We start from the raw sequence: 16,004 nt of genomic DNA on the forward strand, positions 1-16,004 counted from the left end.
TCGCTTTTCGCGAATTGGTTCGTCTTTTTTATGTTCGATGACCTCGAGTCACTCTGCCCGACATAAAATTGAAAAACTGTTATGTATACGGTCTTTCTAGGCCAACAAATTGGCCAGTTCTTTCATAATTTATGCGGTGACCGCCGCCAGATGGCGACCGTGTGCGTTGCCCGTCCGATGGCGCCCCGTCCCCTGCAGGATAGCAATCCAACGGAGACCCAGCAGCGACGCGAGTCGCGATGCGGCTCCGGGATTGCCTGCGGAAAGCGTGGGCGCCGAAAGGACGAGCGATAGCAATCATGTTAGTCAACAAGTTGAAGCCCGCCCTCTGTTGAGGACGGGCTTGTTTAGGTCAGTAGGTCATCGTCCACGTCAACTTCTGTAACCAGTAGAGCAAGTACTTGCCAATCGGCAAGTCGGTCTGAATCTCATCATAAGCGACGGTGTACGTCCCGTCCTCGTTGTTCCAAAGCCGTTTGAAATAGCTATCGACTTCGCGCATGAACTCGGTCTCGGTCGCAGTCGTCACTTCGACGTCCGCCTCGAGGTTATAGTCGTTCATATTCCGGGTCGTATAGTTGCCAGACCCCATCACGACAACACGCTGCTCGCCTTCGACGTAGAGCATCTTCGGATGATATTGTTCTTTCCCGACTTCGTACCAGCGGACCTCTATCTGTTCCGGATTGACTTCGACGAGCTCAGCCGTGACCGGCAAGTTCGGGAGACCCGACTTATTACGCCCGAACGCGTTCGTGTTCGGGTCAAGGATGAGCTTGACGAACGCGCCGCGCTCGGCGGCGTCGTGGATCGACTGGATGATGTTCCGGTCGGCCAAATAGAACATGCCGATCCAAATCGTCTCGCCCGCTTTCGCCTCTTCCATCGCTTTCAGGACGGCTTCTTGAATTTTCGACTCGGTGACGTAACGAACCTGCATCGGTCCGTCCGAGTCCTCGTCACGTAAGGCGGCAAGTTTTTCTTCACTCGGGAAACGACTCGCATCCCCTTTCGAGAACCGGGCGATCGCCTCTTCCCCTTCAAGAATGTCAGCTAGGATCGGACCGTCGAGTCGGACACCGACATTTGAATGGTAACCGGACGCGTCATGCGGATTCGCCGAGAGGACGAACCCGTCGTTCTCCGTCACCATGACTTTGCGATGGTTCGCTTTCACGTTCAGTAACCGTAAATAAGAACGAATCGTGATGTCCGGTGCCGATTTCGCCATCGGGTTCGAAAGCCAACCGTTCTGGCTGTCCCCGAACCATTGGAAGCCGATGCGATACAACGTCGAGTACAAGATATTCGGGTCACGTAACGCGTCGAGGTTCGTGTAGACGACTTCAGCGCCCGCTTCCTTGAGCACGTCTAAATGGTCAGACGCGTGGCCGTTATACGTCGTGTTGATCTCGTCTGTGATCAACACGACGTTCAAGTCCGGATACAGCTCCATCTGTTCTAAGAGTGCTGACGACAGGCGGGCCGTGATGTCCGGGTACTGTCGATCTTCATTTGAATATGGATTGAATAAGAAAAAGTCCATGACGATATATTCGCTTGCTTCCCGAATCGATCGCTCGACATCTTGGAAGATTTCTTGCTCGGTCACTTCCGTATCTTCCCCTTGGTATGTCAAATCAGACAAAAAATCGATTTGGTCATCCGAGATGTTTACCGATTCGGATGCTCGAGACACCCCTTCTGGTAGCGGCTTTACTTGATGATAAATCATCGTGACTAAAAACAAGAGCGCAAATGCGGCAAGTCCCCATTTGAGCCATCCTGTCTTATGCTTCTGCCGTTCCATACGCACCGTCCCCTTTTTTATGCTCTAAAAAACGGGCTGTAGTCACCTACAGCCCGTTCGTTCATACTTCCATAATGATCGGAAGAACCATTGGGTGTCTTCGTGTTTTTTGAGCCAAGTATGGTGTGAGTGTATCCGAGACGAGTTGTTTCATCTCTGACCACTTCATCTGCTTATTCGACAATCCTTGTTCGACCGTCTTCTTGAGCAAGCGCTCACCGTCACGAATCAAGCTACCCGATTCGCGCATGTACACGAATCCGCGCGAGATGATGTCGGGTCCGGAGACGAGTTTTCGCGTCTTGCCGTCGATGCTGATGACGACGACGACAAGTCCATCTTCTGACAAGATGCGGCGGTCACGTAAGACGATATTGCCGATGTCACCGATGCCGTTTCCGTCAACATAGACGGCGTTCGCCGAAATTTTGCCTGTGATGGCAGCCGAATCGGCGTCGACGGCGAGCACTTCGCCGTTGTCCATTACGAACGTGTTCTCTTTCGGGATCCCGACCGACTGCGCGAGCTCGGCATGTTTCACTAACATGCGGTACTCTCCGTGAATCGGCATGAAGAATTTCGGGTTGAGCAACCGGATCATGAGCAGTTGCTCTTGTTGCGATCCGTGACCTGACGTATGGATGTTCGTGAGTTTACCGTAGACAACGTCAGCGCCCGCTTTGTATAGTTGGTTGATCGTTTTACCGACCGACACGGCGTTACCTGGAATCGGTGACGATGAGAAGATGACCGTGTCGCCAGGGATGATCGAAACTTGACGGTGTGTCCCGTTCGCAATCCGGCTGAGCGCAGCCATCGGTTCACCTTGTGATCCTGTACAGAGAATCGCCACTTCATGTGGTTGGAAGTTGCGCATCTGGTTCGTCTCGATAATCATTCCTTTTGGTACGTTGATGAAGCCGAGATCTTGTCCGATCGTCATGACTTTTTCCATCGAGCGACCGAAGATGAGCAAGTGGCGGCCCGTCTCAGCACAAGAGTCGATGACTTGTTGCAGACGATAGATGTTCGAGGCGAACGTCGCGAAGATGATGCGCCCTTCCGCTTTACGGAACGTCTCACTGATCGTCCCGCCGACGACTTTTTCACTCATCGTGAACCCTTCGATTTCTGCGTTCGTCGAGTCTGACAAGAGACAAAGGACGCCTTCTTTCCCGATCTCAGCCATTTTGGCGATATCAGCCGGCTCACCGACCGGTGTGAAGTCGAACTTAAAATCGCCGGTATGGACGATGTTGCCTTGTGGCGTCTTGACGACGACACCGAGCGAGTTCGGAATCGAGTGAGTCGTCCGGAAGAACGAGATACTCGTCTTTCTGAACTTAACGATCGTATCCTCATCGATTTCATGCAATTCGGCCTCGCGAAGCAAGCCATGCTCCTCAAGTTTCACTTTGATCAACCCGAGGGCGAGCTTTGTCGCATAGATCGGCAGTTTGACTTGTTTCAACAAGAACGGGATTCCACCGATATGGTCTTCGTGACCGTGGGTGATGAACACCCCTTTTACTTTTTCTTTGTTTTTGATCAAGTATGAGTAATCTGGAATGACGTAGTCGATCCCAAGCAAGTCATCCTCTGGGAACATAATCCCGGCGTCGATGACAATGATCTCATCTTGAAATTGAGCGACGTACGTATTCTTCCCGATTTCTCCGAGTCCGCCTAATGCGAACACAGCGGTTTGATGGTTCTTTACAAACTTCATTTAATCTCTCCTTACTTCTAGTTAGTTGATTTTCATCTATGTGATACATAAGTGATTCTCGTGATAAAGTTATGTCTCCGTAAGATTCTTTCTTCATTATAGCTCATATTGTGACAAAATTTCACTAATGACGTCAGATTGAGGGCTGTTTCTTGATTTCGTGGTATGCTTTTTTGTATAGACATACCCTAAACAAGACAGAGAAAGCATGGTGATTCGAATGGAAGATAAAAAAGTAGTCTTTTTTGACATTGACGGCACACTTCTCCACGAAGGGACGTATATTCCGCCTTCGACGATTGCGGCGATCGAACAACTTCGTGCGAACGGAGTCGAGACGTTCATCGCGACGGGACGAGGCCCGGCGATGCTCTCAGACATCCCGCAGCAACTTGGAATCGAGAGCATGGTGTGCTACAACGGCCAAATCGTCGTCCACCGTGGGGAAATCGTCTATCGGAACACGCTACCGACTCATGCGCTCAGCCGTTTGACGGACCATGCGGGTACGAACGACCACACACTCGTCTATCTCGGACAAGACCGTGGCGGCGCGACGAAACCGAACGACCACGTCGTCGAACAGTCGCTCGGTGAACTCGATATACCGATCCCGACGTACGCGCCAAACTTCCACATTGAACAGGACGTCTATCAGACGTTGCTCTACTGCACGCCTGAAGAAGAGCATCGTTATCTCGACGCTTACAGCGAATTCGATTTTATCCGCTGGCACCCGCATGCGATGGACGTCATCAATCGCGGGGCGAGCAAGGCGGACGGCATTCGCCACTTCATCGAGACGAACGGCTATCGCCTCGAGAACACATACGCCTTCGGTGACGCGTTGAACGACTTGGCGATGCTCCGATACGTCGGTACAGGCATCGCGATGGGCAACGGACGAGCCGAGGCAAAAGAAGCGGCCGACTTTGTGACGAAATCGATTCTTGAAGACGGTATCGAGTATGGACTAAGAAAAATGAAATTAATCTAAAAACAACGAGAGGCGCGCGCCTCTCGTTTTTATCTTGACCGAAGCGAGCGTTCGAGCCGGTCGAGGTCGGTATCTTTTCCGATGATGATCAAAATATCTTCCGGCAGGATCATCTCGTCGGCTTGAGGGGAAATCAAGACGTCGTCACCACGACGGATGGCGACGATGTTGACTCCGTATTTGGCACGAAGGTCCAAATCAATCAGTGATTTATTCGATAGTTTTTCAGAAGCCTTGATCTCGACAATCGAATGTTCATTTGAAAGTTCAAGGTAATCCAAAATACTTTGGCTCATCAATCCGTTGGCGATCCGGACGCCCATATCGCGTTCCGGGTGGACGATGTTATCCGCACCGATTCGACGTAGGACTTTTTCGTGGTAGTCGTTCGTCGCTTTCACCGTGATGATTTGGACACCGAGCTCTTTCAAAATCAACGTCGTCAAAATCGAGGCTTGAATGTTTTCTCCGATTGCCACGATCACATGTTCGAAGTTACGAATCCCAAGACTCTTTAAGACGTTCTCATCGGTCGTGTCGGCGATGACCGCGTGCGTGGCTAGACCCATGAACTCATTGACGCGTTCTTCATCCACGTCGATGGCGAGCACGTCATATCCGTTCGACGACAGCTCCCGCACGATCGACCCACCAAACCGACCTAAGCCGATGACTGCAAATTCACCTGTCATATTCAAAACATCCCTTTCCCTACAGCTGGTTCTGTTCCCGATTCTTCGTACAGTGTAACCGATTCGCCCTAAAAAAACTATACAAAAAAAGACCGGGAAATCCCGGTCTTATGCTTTACCGCTTGAACGTTTTCCACGCACATAGTCATTGTCGAACAAGAACAGACGAAGCAATAAATACAACGCCGGTACGAGTAAGAGCAATCCTAGAATGAACACGATGACGAGCGCGATCGCCATCGACTCGTTGACGACACTTCCGTTAATGTCGATATACGGATAGAGGATATACGGCAAATGCGTATAGCCATATCCGAACCACGCCATGAAGAACTGACCCATGACCATTAAGAAAGCGAGTCCGTAGTTGCGTTTCAAGTAGACGAACGATACGGCAATGATGAAGAAGACGAAACTCGCGGCGAACCACCACCAGTTACCCGCCAAAATGTTTTCATAATGCCATGCCGCCTGCGACTTTAAGCCGAAGAAGACGAGTCCCGAAGCGAGGATCGTCGGAACACTCCAGAAGAGCGCCCACTTACGCACGAGGCCGACTGCTTCGACATCACGTGCCTTGTCCGCATAGAACAAGAGGAACATCGCACTAATATAGAGCACCGACACGATCGCGAGGATCACGACTGTCCACGAGTAAAAGTTTGTGAACAACTTCAATCCGTTAAAGAACACACCCGACTCTGTCTCGTTAATGAATCCGCCTTGACTGACCGTGAGCACGGTCGACATCGCTGCCGGAATCAATAGACCTGTCGCACCATACAAGAACACGTAAAACGTACTCTCTTTCGAACCGTAGTTCGCGAACGCATAAAAACTTCCGCGAATCGCGAGCAAAATCAACACGACAGAGGCCGGTACTAACAAGGCCGTTCCATAATAGTAAGCCGTATCCGGGAAGAACCCGACGATTCCGACGAAGAAGAAGACGAAGAAGACGTTCGTCACTTCCCATGTCGGCGACAAATACCGTTGAATCAGGCGATTGATTTTTTGGTCTCGCTTCGTGTACTTACTATAGAAAGCGAAGAAGCCGGCACCGAAATCAATCGATGCAACGATGAGATAGCCGTATAAAAACGTCCATAATACGGCAATCCCTAATTCTTGAATTTGCATGTCATATCCTCCGATCACACTTCATCCGCAAACATCGCTTCGCCGCGATGTTCCGATTGTTTTAGTTCTTTCCCGACTGGGTTGTCCTTGAACAGACGTGTCAAGACGAGCACTGTGACCACGCCAAGAACCGCATATAGGATCGCGAAGGCGATGAGCATCCAACCTACGTTAGCCGACGTTGTCGCTGCCTCACTCGTGCGCATCAAATCATAGAGCGCCCATGGCTGACGGCCAAACTCGGCGAAGAACCACCCGAACTCGATTGCCATCATGGCGAGAGGGCCTCCCGCCGCAATCGCGATCAGCATCGGTTTGCTGAATTGAGGCAATCGCTTAATATAGCGTCCGAGGACGAACAGGAATGAGATAAGCGCAAGAAGCATCCCGATTCCGACCATTGCATCAAACAGATAGTGGATGAACAGTGGCGGTTGGTCCTCTTTCGCAAATTCATTAAGACCCGTCACTTCATAGTTTGGGACACCGCCCGCTAAGATTGACAACGCATAAGGGATTTTAATGGCCCCGCGTACTTCGTAACCACCTTCACCATCGTCTTCGAGCCATCCGCCCAAGATGAGTTCGGCTTCGGAGGAGGTGTCAAAATGCCACTCTGCCGCCGCCAACTTATCCGGCTGATACTTCGCCAAGTACTTACCTGAGAAGTCCCCGACGAGCGCAGTCGCAATCGCAAAGATGAGCGCGACGGTCATCGTTAAACGAAGACCTTTTTTGTGATACTCGACTGACAATTTGTCGAGCTGGTTACGACGTTGGCGCAATAACTGCACGGCCGCAATCGCCGCTAAGATGAACGCCGATGTCAAAATGGCAGACGTTAATACGTGCGCCATCTTCGTCGGCATCGCCGGGCTGAACATCGCATCGAGCGGACTCACGTTCGCAAGTTTTCCATCGACGATGTCAAATCCGACAGGTTGGTTCATAAAGCTGTTGACTGTCGTAATGAAGAAACCTGAGAACAGTGCACCAACGGCGACTGGAATCCCGATCAGCATATGGTGCCATGGGTTTTTAAAACGATCCCACGTGTACAAATAAATGCCGAGGAAGATCGCTTCAAAGAAGAACGCGAACGTTTCCATGAACAACGGCAGCGCGATCGTCTGACCGGCGACGCGCATCAAGTTTGGCCAAAGCAGTGATAACTGCAGCCCGATGGCTGTACCGGTGACGACACCGACCGCGACGGTCACGACATAGCCCCGCGACCACCGACGAGCCATCAAGATGTATTTCGGATCTTTCTTTTTAATACCTAAAAACTCTGCCAATAAAATTAAAAGTGGAACCCCGACGCCGATTGTGGCAAAAATCACATGAAAGCCTAACGTGAGTGCCGTTAACGCCCGACTCATCAGGACCGGATCTTGAAACATCTATTGATTACCTCCTATCTCTCTCTAGCGCTTCACACCGATGCGTGAAACGAAACATCACAGATGATTTCCTTTGGATAACCCTATCATAATGATTTTATATAGCGCTGTAATGTCTCAATGCTTGAGTTCGCAAAATGTTCACATTTGAACAAGCTTAACAATATCGACGCTTTACAATCATAATAATTTCCCTTTTTCCTCACATCGGAAGCACAATTCAACACATTCCAATAAAAAAAGCGAACCGCAACGCGTCCGCTTCGTTCACTTCACAATGACCGTTCTAAAGAAATGGTCGAACAGTTCGACCGCGACATCGATCGCCCGCTCATCCGGATTGAGCGTCGCTTGATGAAGACCTGAACCCATGTCGTTCACCCCAAGCCACACCATGAACCCCGGCACTTGTTTCAACATATAGCCGAAATCCTCACCGGTCATGGCCGGGACGCACGTCTTATACGAATAGCCGACGTCTTCGACCGCTTCCTCGAACTGGAACAAATACCGTTCGTCGTTCACTACTTCATGGTACCGGTTGCCGAACTCGAGGTCGATATGGACGTTATACGTCATCTCGACACCGGCGATGACTTGACGGATCCGGCGCTCAAGGACGACCATTTCTTTATCCGACAGGGCCCGGATCGTCCCATCGAGCTTGGCCGTCTCGGCGATGATGTTCTCTTTCGTGCCGGCAGCGACTTTACCGATACTGATCACGGCGCTCCCCATCGGGTCGATGTTGCGAGAGATGATCGTCTGCAGCTGCATGATCAGTGCCGCCTGAACGATGACAGCGTCAATCCCGGCATGCGGGAAAGCGCCGTGACCACCCTTGCCGTGAATCGTGAGGTGGAGCTCACGTGCACTCGCGAACAAGACGCCCGGCCGTGAGGCAATCGTGCCGACCGGATATTCCGGCGCCACGTGGAGACCGAACATCGCGTCAGGACGGAAATGATAGAACAACTCCGACATCGCCATCGGTTCCGCACCGCCCGGCCCTTCTTCGGCCGGTTGGAAGAAGACGACGAGATGATGATCGAGCGGCTCTTCGATCGCGCGTTTGATCAAGCCGAGCGCGATTGCCATATGGACATCATGGCCACAGGCATGCATCATGCCTTCATGGACCGAGGCGAACTCAAGTCCCGTCTCTTCCGTGATCGGCAATCCGTCCATATCGGCCCGATACCCGATCGTCTTGTCGCCGACAAGACCGTCGACACGCACGAACAGTCCGGTGCGCCAATGCGAGATATGGACCCGTGACGAGTTAAACGAACGAATCAACTCCTCAAGCGTCGCTTGTGTTTTAAACTCTTTGTAACCCGGTTCTGGAATCAAATGTAACTGTCTTCTAGCTTCTATGGCCCAACTCATTCCACACTCTCCTTTGTCACTTCTTCAACGATTTCCCAAAACGCTTTCACTTGCGCGAGCTCGAGCATCGAGTCGGTCGACAACATCCACGTGTCACGCACGAGCGGTGTCCCGTTCGACGACGTGAGCGGGATCTTATTGATCGCCTCGACATCGCGAATCGTCGACTCCGGCAAGATGGCAAAACCAATCCCATGCAGCGCCATCTGTTTGCACGTCTCGATTTGATCGACGACGAGCGTTGTGAGCGGAGGACTCGAGAACCGCTCTTGCCACCATTCAAGGATTTCTTGATAATAGGTCGAGTCACTTTTAAACTGAATGAACGAGCGCTCGTTATTTTTCAACTGCTTTAAATCGGTCATCCGCATATCAACGAGGTGAAGTGAATCTGAGAACAGTTTCATCTTTTCTCCGCGCCAGTCCGGATTACCGCGAATGATCCCGATATGGAAACTCTCTTCGAGCATATAGCGCATCATCTCGCTCGACCATCCTGTCACGAGCTTGACCCGGACGGACGGATACCGTTCCATGAATCGTTTCAAGACGCGGGGCAACCAATACTGTCCCATGATCGAGGCGACCGCGATTTTGAGCGTCCCATACACTTCGCCTTGCTTGGCCGTCAACTCTCCCCGAAGTTCTTGCTCTTCGCTATACATCTTTTTCGCGAAGTCGATGATTTTCTCACCGTCCGGGGTGAGGGCGAGGCCTCGCGTCGAGCGGACGAAAATCTTCTTGCCCCACTGATGCTCGATCGTGACGAGGCGTTGGCTTAAAGCCGGTTGGGAGACGAACAACCGCTCGGCGGCTTTTCTCATATTCAACTCTTCGGCGAGGACGATCAACACTTCCACTTCTGATACTTGCATGACGTCACCTGTTTCTATATCGTTTCTAAGACTGTATACTAAATTCATTGTTGCTAACCTGTATCATATCATGTTCATTCGCAATTTTTGAGTCGTCAGGAGGAAATCGTATGCAACGTCATCATTTTGCCTTTATTGTCGCGACCGTCGCGACGCTCGGAAGTTTGTACTTCTCCGAAGTCATGCTTTATCTGCCCTGCAAGCTGTGCTGGTTTCAGCGCATATTCATGTACCCGCTCGCGATTTATTACTTGACCATCATGTTGACGAACCGTGAGGTCAACCGTCTCTTCATCGGACTGATGGCCGGTGCCGGCTGGCTGATCAGCCTATACCACGTCGTGCTCGAACGGATTCCGAACGGGGACGCGTTTTGCAGCAACGACTGTCTCATCCGTTGGGTGAACTACTTCGGGTTCGTCACGATCCCGCTCTTGAGCTTCATCGCGTTCACGCTGATTTTAGTCATTCAATTCGTTCCAAAACGTACTGCTCGTTGAATGGAAAGAGGAGACATGGTCGAAATACGACCGCGTCTCCTCTTTATCAAAATTAGGCGAGAATACTCCCACTTCTAAACGACGCGGGCGAAGCCCTAGTGAAAGTGGGAGATGAATCGCCTTCGAACCAGGCGTGTCTTTCGATACATCAATGGTTCGACATCGTGTTTGAACTTCCTGAAATCAGGTAAAAAAATAAGTGTCACGTTCCTTGAAAACTGAAGATATAGGGTTGTGGCAGGAAGTTCGTCTGTCACGTAAAATCTTCAACGTTCACCTAGCGGATGACCGAATTAGCGAAAACCAAGCAAAGTAGGCATCCGCACTAAAGAAACGGACAAGATCAACTTTCAACCGTCGGGACGACGGGGTTAGCCTGATTAGGTTCCGGCTGATAGGTCGGATAACTCAGGAATCCTTCACCTCTAAGCAAAGCGTAGGTGGGGGTAGTTCAATTAGCTCATTGCCACCACTCGTCATAGAGCGACGCCGGCATATGGTGCTTATGGCGCGACCGTTTAAAGATCGTCTCGATCCGCTCGGCGATAGCCGGGTCGACGGCTTTCCCTTCTAAATAATCGTCGAGTTGGTCATACGTCATCCCCAGTGCGACTTCATCGGGAAGACCCGGTTTGTCGTCCTCGAGGTCAGCCGTCGGCACTTTATAAATCAGACTCTCGTGCGCTTCGAGCTCATGGAGCAACGCTTTCCCTTGTCGCTTGCTCAGTCCCGTAAGCGGCGTCAAATCGGCTGCCCCGTCCCCGTGCTTCGTATAAAATCCAGTTACATACTCTGCCGCATGATCAGTCCCGACGACAAGCGCCCCGAACGTCGCTGCGATGTCATATTGGACTTTCATCCGTTCACGCGCTTTCGTGTTTCCTTTATGGAAATCGCCGAGTTCGAGCGTCGTCGCTTGTTTGAACGCCTCGACCGAAGCATCGACGGCCGGCTTGATGTTGACGGTGAACGTCTTGTCAGGCCGGATGAAATCGAGTGACCGCTTGGCGTCGTCTTCATCATGTTGTTCGCCGTATGGGAGGCGGACCGCATAAAACGTATAGTCGCCGCCGGTCTCAGCCCGCAACTCTTCCATCGCATGTTGGCATAACTTGCCCGCGAGTGTCGAGTCTTGTCCACCTGAAATGCCGAGGACGAGTCCTTTCGCCCCCACACGTTTGACGTACGTTTTTAAAAAGTCGATTCGTCGGCGGACTTCTTGAACTGGATCGATGTGCGATTTCACATGAGTCGATTCGATGATGTGTTGTTGCATCTTTCGTTTCCTCCTTGTTTGTAAGTCGGTTTGCCTTATTGTCTGACAATCTGGTTTTGTCGTCAATACGTTTGATTACCAAAAAAAAGACGGAAACGTGAGTTTCCGTCTAACGCTTATTGAATGCGGAACGATGCGACGTCTCCGCCGATCGGTGTCATCTCTAGGAAGAGCGACTGCCCTGATGTCGGTTCCTCGTCTAATAACACGCCGAACGTGAAGCCGCCGGCCGTCGGTTGCGACGCCCCTTGCGCAAACACGTTGTGCCCGTCCGAGACACTCCATTCGAACTCCTCGACGTTCGTGTACCCAGCCACTTCAATCAAATTCCCGTTTCTCTTAATCGAGACATCGCTGAACGCACCGTCCGTCTGGGCCGGTTGCTCGCTCGACTCATCCGTTGGTTCTTCAGAAGACTCTTCCGCAGGCGGCGCCTCTACCGCTTCAACTGATAACGTCTTTTGATCGGTGGCCGCCATCTCTGGTGCACCTTCGACTTGAGCGAGGCTGACGAAATCAACCGTATACTCTCCGCTCTCGAGTGTGAGCGGGAACACTTCGTCAAACACTTTCGTCTCACCCGGTTCCCACGTCTCTTCGATAATTGATTCAGTGAACATATATTCGCTGCCATAATCAAAAACGGTCGTTTCTCCGTTCATGACCGTCAACTGAAAACGTTGCGATGAATTGAAGGTCACCTTGACCGGTCCTTCATTCGGGTTCGTCATCGAAACCGTCGCCGATAATTGTTTTAAATCGGCATTGTAGCTCGCGTCCGTCTCAAGCGTCAATAAAGCTGGAGCTGCCGACGAGTTCCCGTCCACATCGCTCGGAGTTGCTTCTTCTTTACCACACGCCGCCACCACGAGCATCATCGTAGCGACCACGACTAGCAACCAAGTTTTTTTCACGTATTCCACTCTCCTCAACAAAATAAAAAAAACGTCTATAGCACTAGTGTATACGTTCGTGCAGACGTTTGTAATGGATTTCCCTATATTATTTACCTTTTTTAAGAAACTTGTAGGTTTTCCACGTATTGCTGCCAACCGGTCACGAACAACGAGTCAGCGACGTCGATGTCAGAACGAACTTGTGCAGAGATTGAGAACGTCTCACTATGAATCGTCTCAAAAGTGACGGTGATCGTGCCATCGACCACTTCTTTGTAAGCTACGAGTTCAGTTGTTTCTGCAAAAAGAATCATGAGTGTGGCTCCTTTGTCCATATAAGATATATTCAGTGTACCAACGTTATTCAAATAAAAACGTCTTATCGTTCGACAGTCCCGCCCCGAGCTCGACATGTCTGTCGAATAACTGGCACCGATTGTTAACCGATTGGTTGAATTATGTAAGGACAAACGAAAAAGAGAGGCAATTCGCCAAGCGAACTCCTCTCACTTCCTATAACTGTAAATTTGAACAAACTTGGCTTGTCGAATGGTTTATTTCGAACGGTTCGAGATTTGTTGCCATACCGTTCCGAGTGCCGTTTCTCCGCTCGTAATTCGCTCTTTGGCGAGCCTTGCCTGAAGGGCGACTTCGAATTCACGGTCTTGTTCGGCGATTGTAAGTGCCGGCACCGATTGCTCGTCCCCACAGTCAAATAGGAAACGGGCGGCCCGCCAGCGGACAAGCTTACTTTTATCTTTGAGCGCCTCGATCATCGATGGCTGAGATTTTGACAACGCCCAATCAGAGACGGTGTCCCCCGCGGTCCGTCTCACAATCGGTGACGGATCGACGAGTGCCTGCTCGATATAGGTGACGTAATCCTCCCGATTTTCTTCAAACATACCAATCATGACGACTGCTTGACGACGGATCGCCATCACCTTGTCCTCGAGTGCCCGGCGGAAGTAATTCATGTTCTCCGGTTCGATTTGCAGTTCATCCAAGAATGCCATCCGCGCTTTCCAGTCTTCCGACTGGAGTTGCGACACGTTGGCCTCGTAATCCGCTTCGCGCCCGAAAGCACGGGCGACAATCCGAGCAACGCGATCTTCTGGATAGGCCGCTTCAAGTTCTTCTTGGGCGACGCCGCTCACGTCTTCAAGCTCTCCGTAGCGAGGCGCTTGTTCGACCCAGCGGCGATCTTGAATGACATTTTTCACTTGCTGCTGCACTTGCATCGCTGCGTCGACAAAACGTTTAGACAAACCGACCCGTTTCTCCTCGTCACCTTTGACGAGTTTCAACTGCATCGGGACGTCTAATACGAACTGGACTGATACGTGGACCGGCTCATAGTCTGCCGTCAACTGGCTCGCTTCTCCTTCAGCGACGTCTTCGCCGAACGCACGACGGATGTCGTTCATGACGTCGTGCCAATCGTGTTTCGGATGCCGTTCGACCGCTAAAAAATCAGAGACGGCGTATACCGATTTGACGCCTCGTAGTGCGATGATGTCTCGGATCGTCTCCGGGACGTCTTGACTCGCCTTGTCATATGTGATCCCGCGGCCAGAAAAAGCCGGTTCGACAATGATCTTTAAATTGTTCGGACTTGGCGTTGGTTCAATTGCCACAAGTTTCATCTTCATCACCTCACACCAATCGTGACGAAAACAACAAAAAAACGCAAGCGAGTCGCTTGCGTCGTGAACATCAAAATAGGGCGATGAACTGTTGGAGGGAATAGCGCTCTCCTTCGACGTCGAACGTGTCATCTCCAGCAATCGGTTCTAGGAAGAAGCGTTTCTCCCCGTCAGCTTTCACGTAACCGAAGATGTGGTTCGTCTGATAAAATAATTCCACAATCGTGACCCGGCCGAACGTCATCCCGTCATTGATGACTGCCTGGTCCCCTAACTCGCCGCCGTTGTACAGTTCGATATACGTTTCCATGTGTTGTCGCTCCCTTTGTGTTTGTTTTCACAATTCATTTCTATCAGACAAAGGTCGTGACTTCAAGTTATTTTTTTGCGTTACGCTTCCAAAAATCAATCCAATTATAATACTCAGATAACACTCTATCAATTTGTTGGATTGACGGTTCATGTTCAAGTCCTTTAGCACCAATCTTCTCTTTGCAATGCGTGATAAAGATTTCGTTTCCTGGTAAAACGTTTGCCCGATTTGTGGCAAATACTTGTCGGAGGTGGACTTGGCATCTTACCGTCCCGAGCATGCCTGGCGAGGCACCGGCAATCAAGACCGGTTTATCACGAAGCGGCGTTCCCGGTTCGAGTGATAGCCAGTCGATCGCATTCTTTAAGACGCCGGGTATGCTGTGATTGTATTCGGGGGTAACAACGAGCAGACCGTCCGCTTCTCTAACCACTTGCTTGAACGCGACAACGACGTCCGGTTCATCCGGGTCGATCAAGTCGTCATTATAGAGCGGCAATTCGATGGATGCGACCTCCACGTCAAACCGATCACGACCGAGTTCGATGATCGAATGAAGTAGCGCCGTATTGAACGATGCTTTACGCAAACTTCCTGATACGGCGATCAGCTTGAACTTATGCACCGAGCGCACTTCCGCGTCGAGCCAAGCGTTAATGAGTTGCGCTTCGGTTTCAGGCGCCTCCATCATCCCCATATGACTGGCTTGCACCGTCTGTTTTGTATGACGCTCCGCCCCTATGAAAGCTCGTTCCGCGTCCATGTTCGGGTCTTTCGAGCCGTAAATAAACAATCCGGGCAGGTTCGTCTCGCGCACCGTTCCTGTCTCGTCATTCCGGTCCCGAATCGCTTCTTGAGCTGAAATGATTCCTTCTTTCGACATCTTGAAGCCGATTCGTTTCGCACGTTCGATGAGTGTCTGATCAGAATCCGGGGCGAACACGCCTGGGATCATCTCGTCGATGAACGGATGGACACCTTCTTCGATCACTTTCTCAATCGCGGCGTTTCGTTTCGCCTTCGCTTGATCCGAATCCGCGCCGGCCGTCGAATGAATCAACCCGAAGCCCGATAATTCATCCGGATAGCGTCGAACAAGGTTCGTCGTGATGTATCCGCCGAACGAATGTCCCAGTACGACCGGACGATCGAGCTCGCGCAAACGAATCTCTTTGATCACCCAATCCGCGAATTGATCGATCGTCTCGGGACCCGATTCGGTGCCATCATGTCCCGGAAGCGTCAACGCGTACACATCCGCTTCAAGCATCGGGACGAGCTCGTCAAAATAATCCGGTGACCCACATAGGCCGTGAAGCAATACAACTTGTCTCATCG

General features: G+C 51.1%; 15 protein-coding genes. 2 read left to right on the forward strand and 13 right to left on the reverse strand.

The window, feature by feature from the left end; genetic code table 11:
- Positions 1–352 precede the first annotated feature (352 nt).
- Together EVJ26_RS01550 and rnjA are read right to left on the reverse strand one after the other, a co-directional pair.
- The gene (locus EVJ26_RS01550; RefSeq protein WP_131457250.1) at positions 353–1,810 is read right to left on the reverse strand and encodes a phospholipase D family protein; all 1,458 of its coding nucleotides are present in this window, start codon (positions 1,808–1,810) and stop codon (positions 353–355) included.
- Positions 1,811–1,871: 61 nt separating this feature from the next.
- Positions 1,872–3,539 (reverse strand): ribonuclease J1, encoded by a 1,668-nt coding sequence (gene rnjA, locus EVJ26_RS01555; protein WP_070327600.1) that lies wholly within the window; start codon positions 3,537–3,539, stop codon positions 1,872–1,874.
- Positions 3,540–3,747: 208 nt separating this feature from the next.
- Here rnjA and EVJ26_RS01560 point away from each other — a divergent pair, with 208 nt between their 5' ends.
- Complete coding sequence (locus EVJ26_RS01560) at positions 3,748–4,536, forward strand: Cof-type HAD-IIB family hydrolase (RefSeq protein WP_201738307.1); 789 nt, start codon at positions 3,748–3,750, stop codon at positions 4,534–4,536.
- 29 nt (positions 4,537–4,565) lie between these two features.
- Here EVJ26_RS01560 and EVJ26_RS01565 read toward each other — a convergent pair whose 3' ends face one another.
- The 5 genes from EVJ26_RS01565 to EVJ26_RS01585 form a co-directional block, all read right to left on the reverse strand.
- On the reverse strand, positions 4,566–5,228 hold the full coding sequence (locus EVJ26_RS01565) for a potassium channel family protein (RefSeq protein ID WP_131457251.1): 663 nt from the start codon (positions 5,226–5,228) through the stop codon (positions 4,566–4,568).
- A 108-nt stretch (positions 5,229–5,336) separates the two neighbouring features.
- Complete coding sequence (locus EVJ26_RS01570; protein ID WP_131457253.1) at positions 5,337–6,368, reverse strand: cytochrome d ubiquinol oxidase subunit II; 1,032 nt, start codon at positions 6,366–6,368, stop codon at positions 5,337–5,339.
- Between the two features lie 14 nt (positions 6,369–6,382).
- A complete protein-coding gene (locus tag EVJ26_RS01575; RefSeq protein WP_131457255.1) occupies positions 6,383–7,771 on the reverse strand; it encodes a cytochrome ubiquinol oxidase subunit I in 1,389 nt (462 codons plus the stop codon).
- Positions 7,772–8,038: 267 nt separating this feature from the next.
- Entirely contained in the window at positions 8,039–9,160 is a 1,122-nt protein-coding gene (locus tag EVJ26_RS01580; protein ID WP_070327605.1) for an N-acetyldiaminopimelate deacetylase, read from the reverse strand.
- Entirely contained in the window at positions 9,157–10,035 is an 879-nt protein-coding gene (locus EVJ26_RS01585) for a transcriptional regulator CcpC (protein WP_070327606.1), read from the reverse strand. The genes EVJ26_RS01580 and EVJ26_RS01585 overlap by 4 nt, the downstream gene beginning before the upstream one ends.
- 110 nt (positions 10,036–10,145) lie before the next feature.
- On the opposite strand from EVJ26_RS01585, the gene EVJ26_RS01590 reads away from it, so the two are divergent.
- Positions 10,146–10,535 carry a disulfide bond formation protein B gene (locus tag EVJ26_RS01590; RefSeq protein ID WP_131469627.1) on the forward strand — a complete coding sequence of 130 codons (390 nt, stop codon included), beginning with the start codon at positions 10,146–10,148 and terminating at the stop codon, positions 10,533–10,535.
- A 460-nt stretch (positions 10,536–10,995) separates the two neighbouring features.
- On the opposite strand, the gene nadE is transcribed toward EVJ26_RS01590, so the two are convergent.
- The 6 genes from nadE to EVJ26_RS01620 all read right to left on the reverse strand — a co-directional run bounded on the left by nadE (position 10,996) and on the right by EVJ26_RS01620 (position 16,002).
- A complete protein-coding gene (gene nadE / locus EVJ26_RS01595; RefSeq protein WP_131457259.1) occupies positions 10,996–11,811 on the reverse strand; it encodes an ammonia-dependent NAD(+) synthetase in 816 nt (271 codons plus the stop codon).
- Between the two features lie 116 nt (positions 11,812–11,927).
- Positions 11,928–12,725 carry a BsuPI-related putative proteinase inhibitor gene (locus EVJ26_RS01600; protein ID WP_236635476.1) on the reverse strand — a complete coding sequence of 266 codons (798 nt, stop codon included), beginning with the start codon at positions 12,723–12,725 and terminating at the stop codon, positions 11,928–11,930.
- A 101-nt stretch (positions 12,726–12,826) separates the two neighbouring features.
- Entirely contained in the window at positions 12,827–13,021 is a 195-nt protein-coding gene (locus tag EVJ26_RS01605; RefSeq protein ID WP_131457261.1) for a hypothetical protein, read from the reverse strand.
- 240 nt (positions 13,022–13,261) lie between these two features.
- The gene (locus EVJ26_RS01610) at positions 13,262–14,353 is read right to left on the reverse strand and encodes a virulence factor (RefSeq protein WP_201738308.1); all 1,092 of its coding nucleotides are present in this window, start codon (positions 14,351–14,353) and stop codon (positions 13,262–13,264) included.
- A 70-nt stretch (positions 14,354–14,423) separates the two neighbouring features.
- The gene (locus EVJ26_RS01615) at positions 14,424–14,663 is read right to left on the reverse strand and encodes a hypothetical protein (protein ID WP_070327611.1); all 240 of its coding nucleotides are present in this window, start codon (positions 14,661–14,663) and stop codon (positions 14,424–14,426) included.
- Positions 14,664–14,730: 67 nt separating this feature from the next.
- A complete protein-coding gene (locus EVJ26_RS01620) occupies positions 14,731–16,002 on the reverse strand; it encodes an alpha/beta fold hydrolase (RefSeq protein WP_161567597.1) in 1,272 nt (423 codons plus the stop codon).
- Between the last annotated feature and the right edge of the window lie 2 nt (positions 16,003–16,004).

This window comes from Exiguobacterium sp. SH3S1 (genome assembly GCF_004337105.1).
GTDB lineage: Bacteria > Bacillota > Bacilli > Exiguobacteriales > Exiguobacteriaceae > Exiguobacterium > Exiguobacterium aurantiacum_A.

Bases quoted from the DNA above. Each gene is read 5' to 3' on its own strand.
- EVJ26_RS01590 (WP_131469627.1), top strand. From the start codon at position 10,146: ATGCAACGTCATCATTTTGCCTTTATTGTCGCGACCGTCGCGACGCTC.
- EVJ26_RS01565 (WP_131457251.1), bottom strand. From the start codon at position 5,228: ATGACAGGTGAATTTGCAGTCATCGGCTTAGGTCGGTTTGGTGGGTCG.
- EVJ26_RS01615 (WP_070327611.1), bottom strand. From the start codon at position 14,663: ATGGAAACGTATATCGAACTGTACAACGGCGGCGAGTTAGGGGACCAG.
- EVJ26_RS01570 (WP_131457253.1), bottom strand. From the start codon at position 6,368: ATGCAAATTCAAGAATTAGGGATTGCCGTATTATGGACGTTTTTATAC.
- EVJ26_RS01550 (WP_131457250.1), bottom strand. From the start codon at position 1,810: ATGGAACGGCAGAAGCATAAGACAGGATGGCTCAAATGGGGACTTGCC.
- nadE (WP_131457259.1), bottom strand. From the start codon at position 11,811: ATGCAACAACACATCATCGAATCGACTCATGTGAAATCGCACATCGAT.
- rnjA (WP_070327600.1), bottom strand. From the start codon at position 3,539: ATGAAGTTTGTAAAGAACCATCAAACCGCTGTGTTCGCATTAGGCGGA.
- EVJ26_RS01560 (WP_201738307.1), top strand. From the start codon at position 3,748: ATGGTGATTCGAATGGAAGATAAAAAAGTAGTCTTTTTTGACATTGAC.
- EVJ26_RS01575 (WP_131457255.1), bottom strand. From the start codon at position 7,771: ATGTTTCAAGATCCGGTCCTGATGAGTCGGGCGTTAACGGCACTCACG.
- EVJ26_RS01620 (WP_161567597.1), bottom strand. From the start codon at position 16,002: ATGAGACAAGTTGTATTGCTTCACGGCCTATGTGGGTCACCGGATTAT.
- EVJ26_RS01580 (WP_070327605.1), bottom strand. From the start codon at position 9,160: ATGAGTTGGGCCATAGAAGCTAGAAGACAGTTACATTTGATTCCAGAA.
- EVJ26_RS01610 (WP_201738308.1), bottom strand. From the start codon at position 14,353: ATGAAACTTGTGGCAATTGAACCAACGCCAAGTCCGAACAATTTAAAG.
- EVJ26_RS01585 (WP_070327606.1), bottom strand. From the start codon at position 10,035: ATGCAAGTATCAGAAGTGGAAGTGTTGATCGTCCTCGCCGAAGAGTTG.
- EVJ26_RS01605 (WP_131457261.1), bottom strand. From the start codon at position 13,021: ATGATTCTTTTTGCAGAAACAACTGAACTCGTAGCTTACAAAGAAGTG.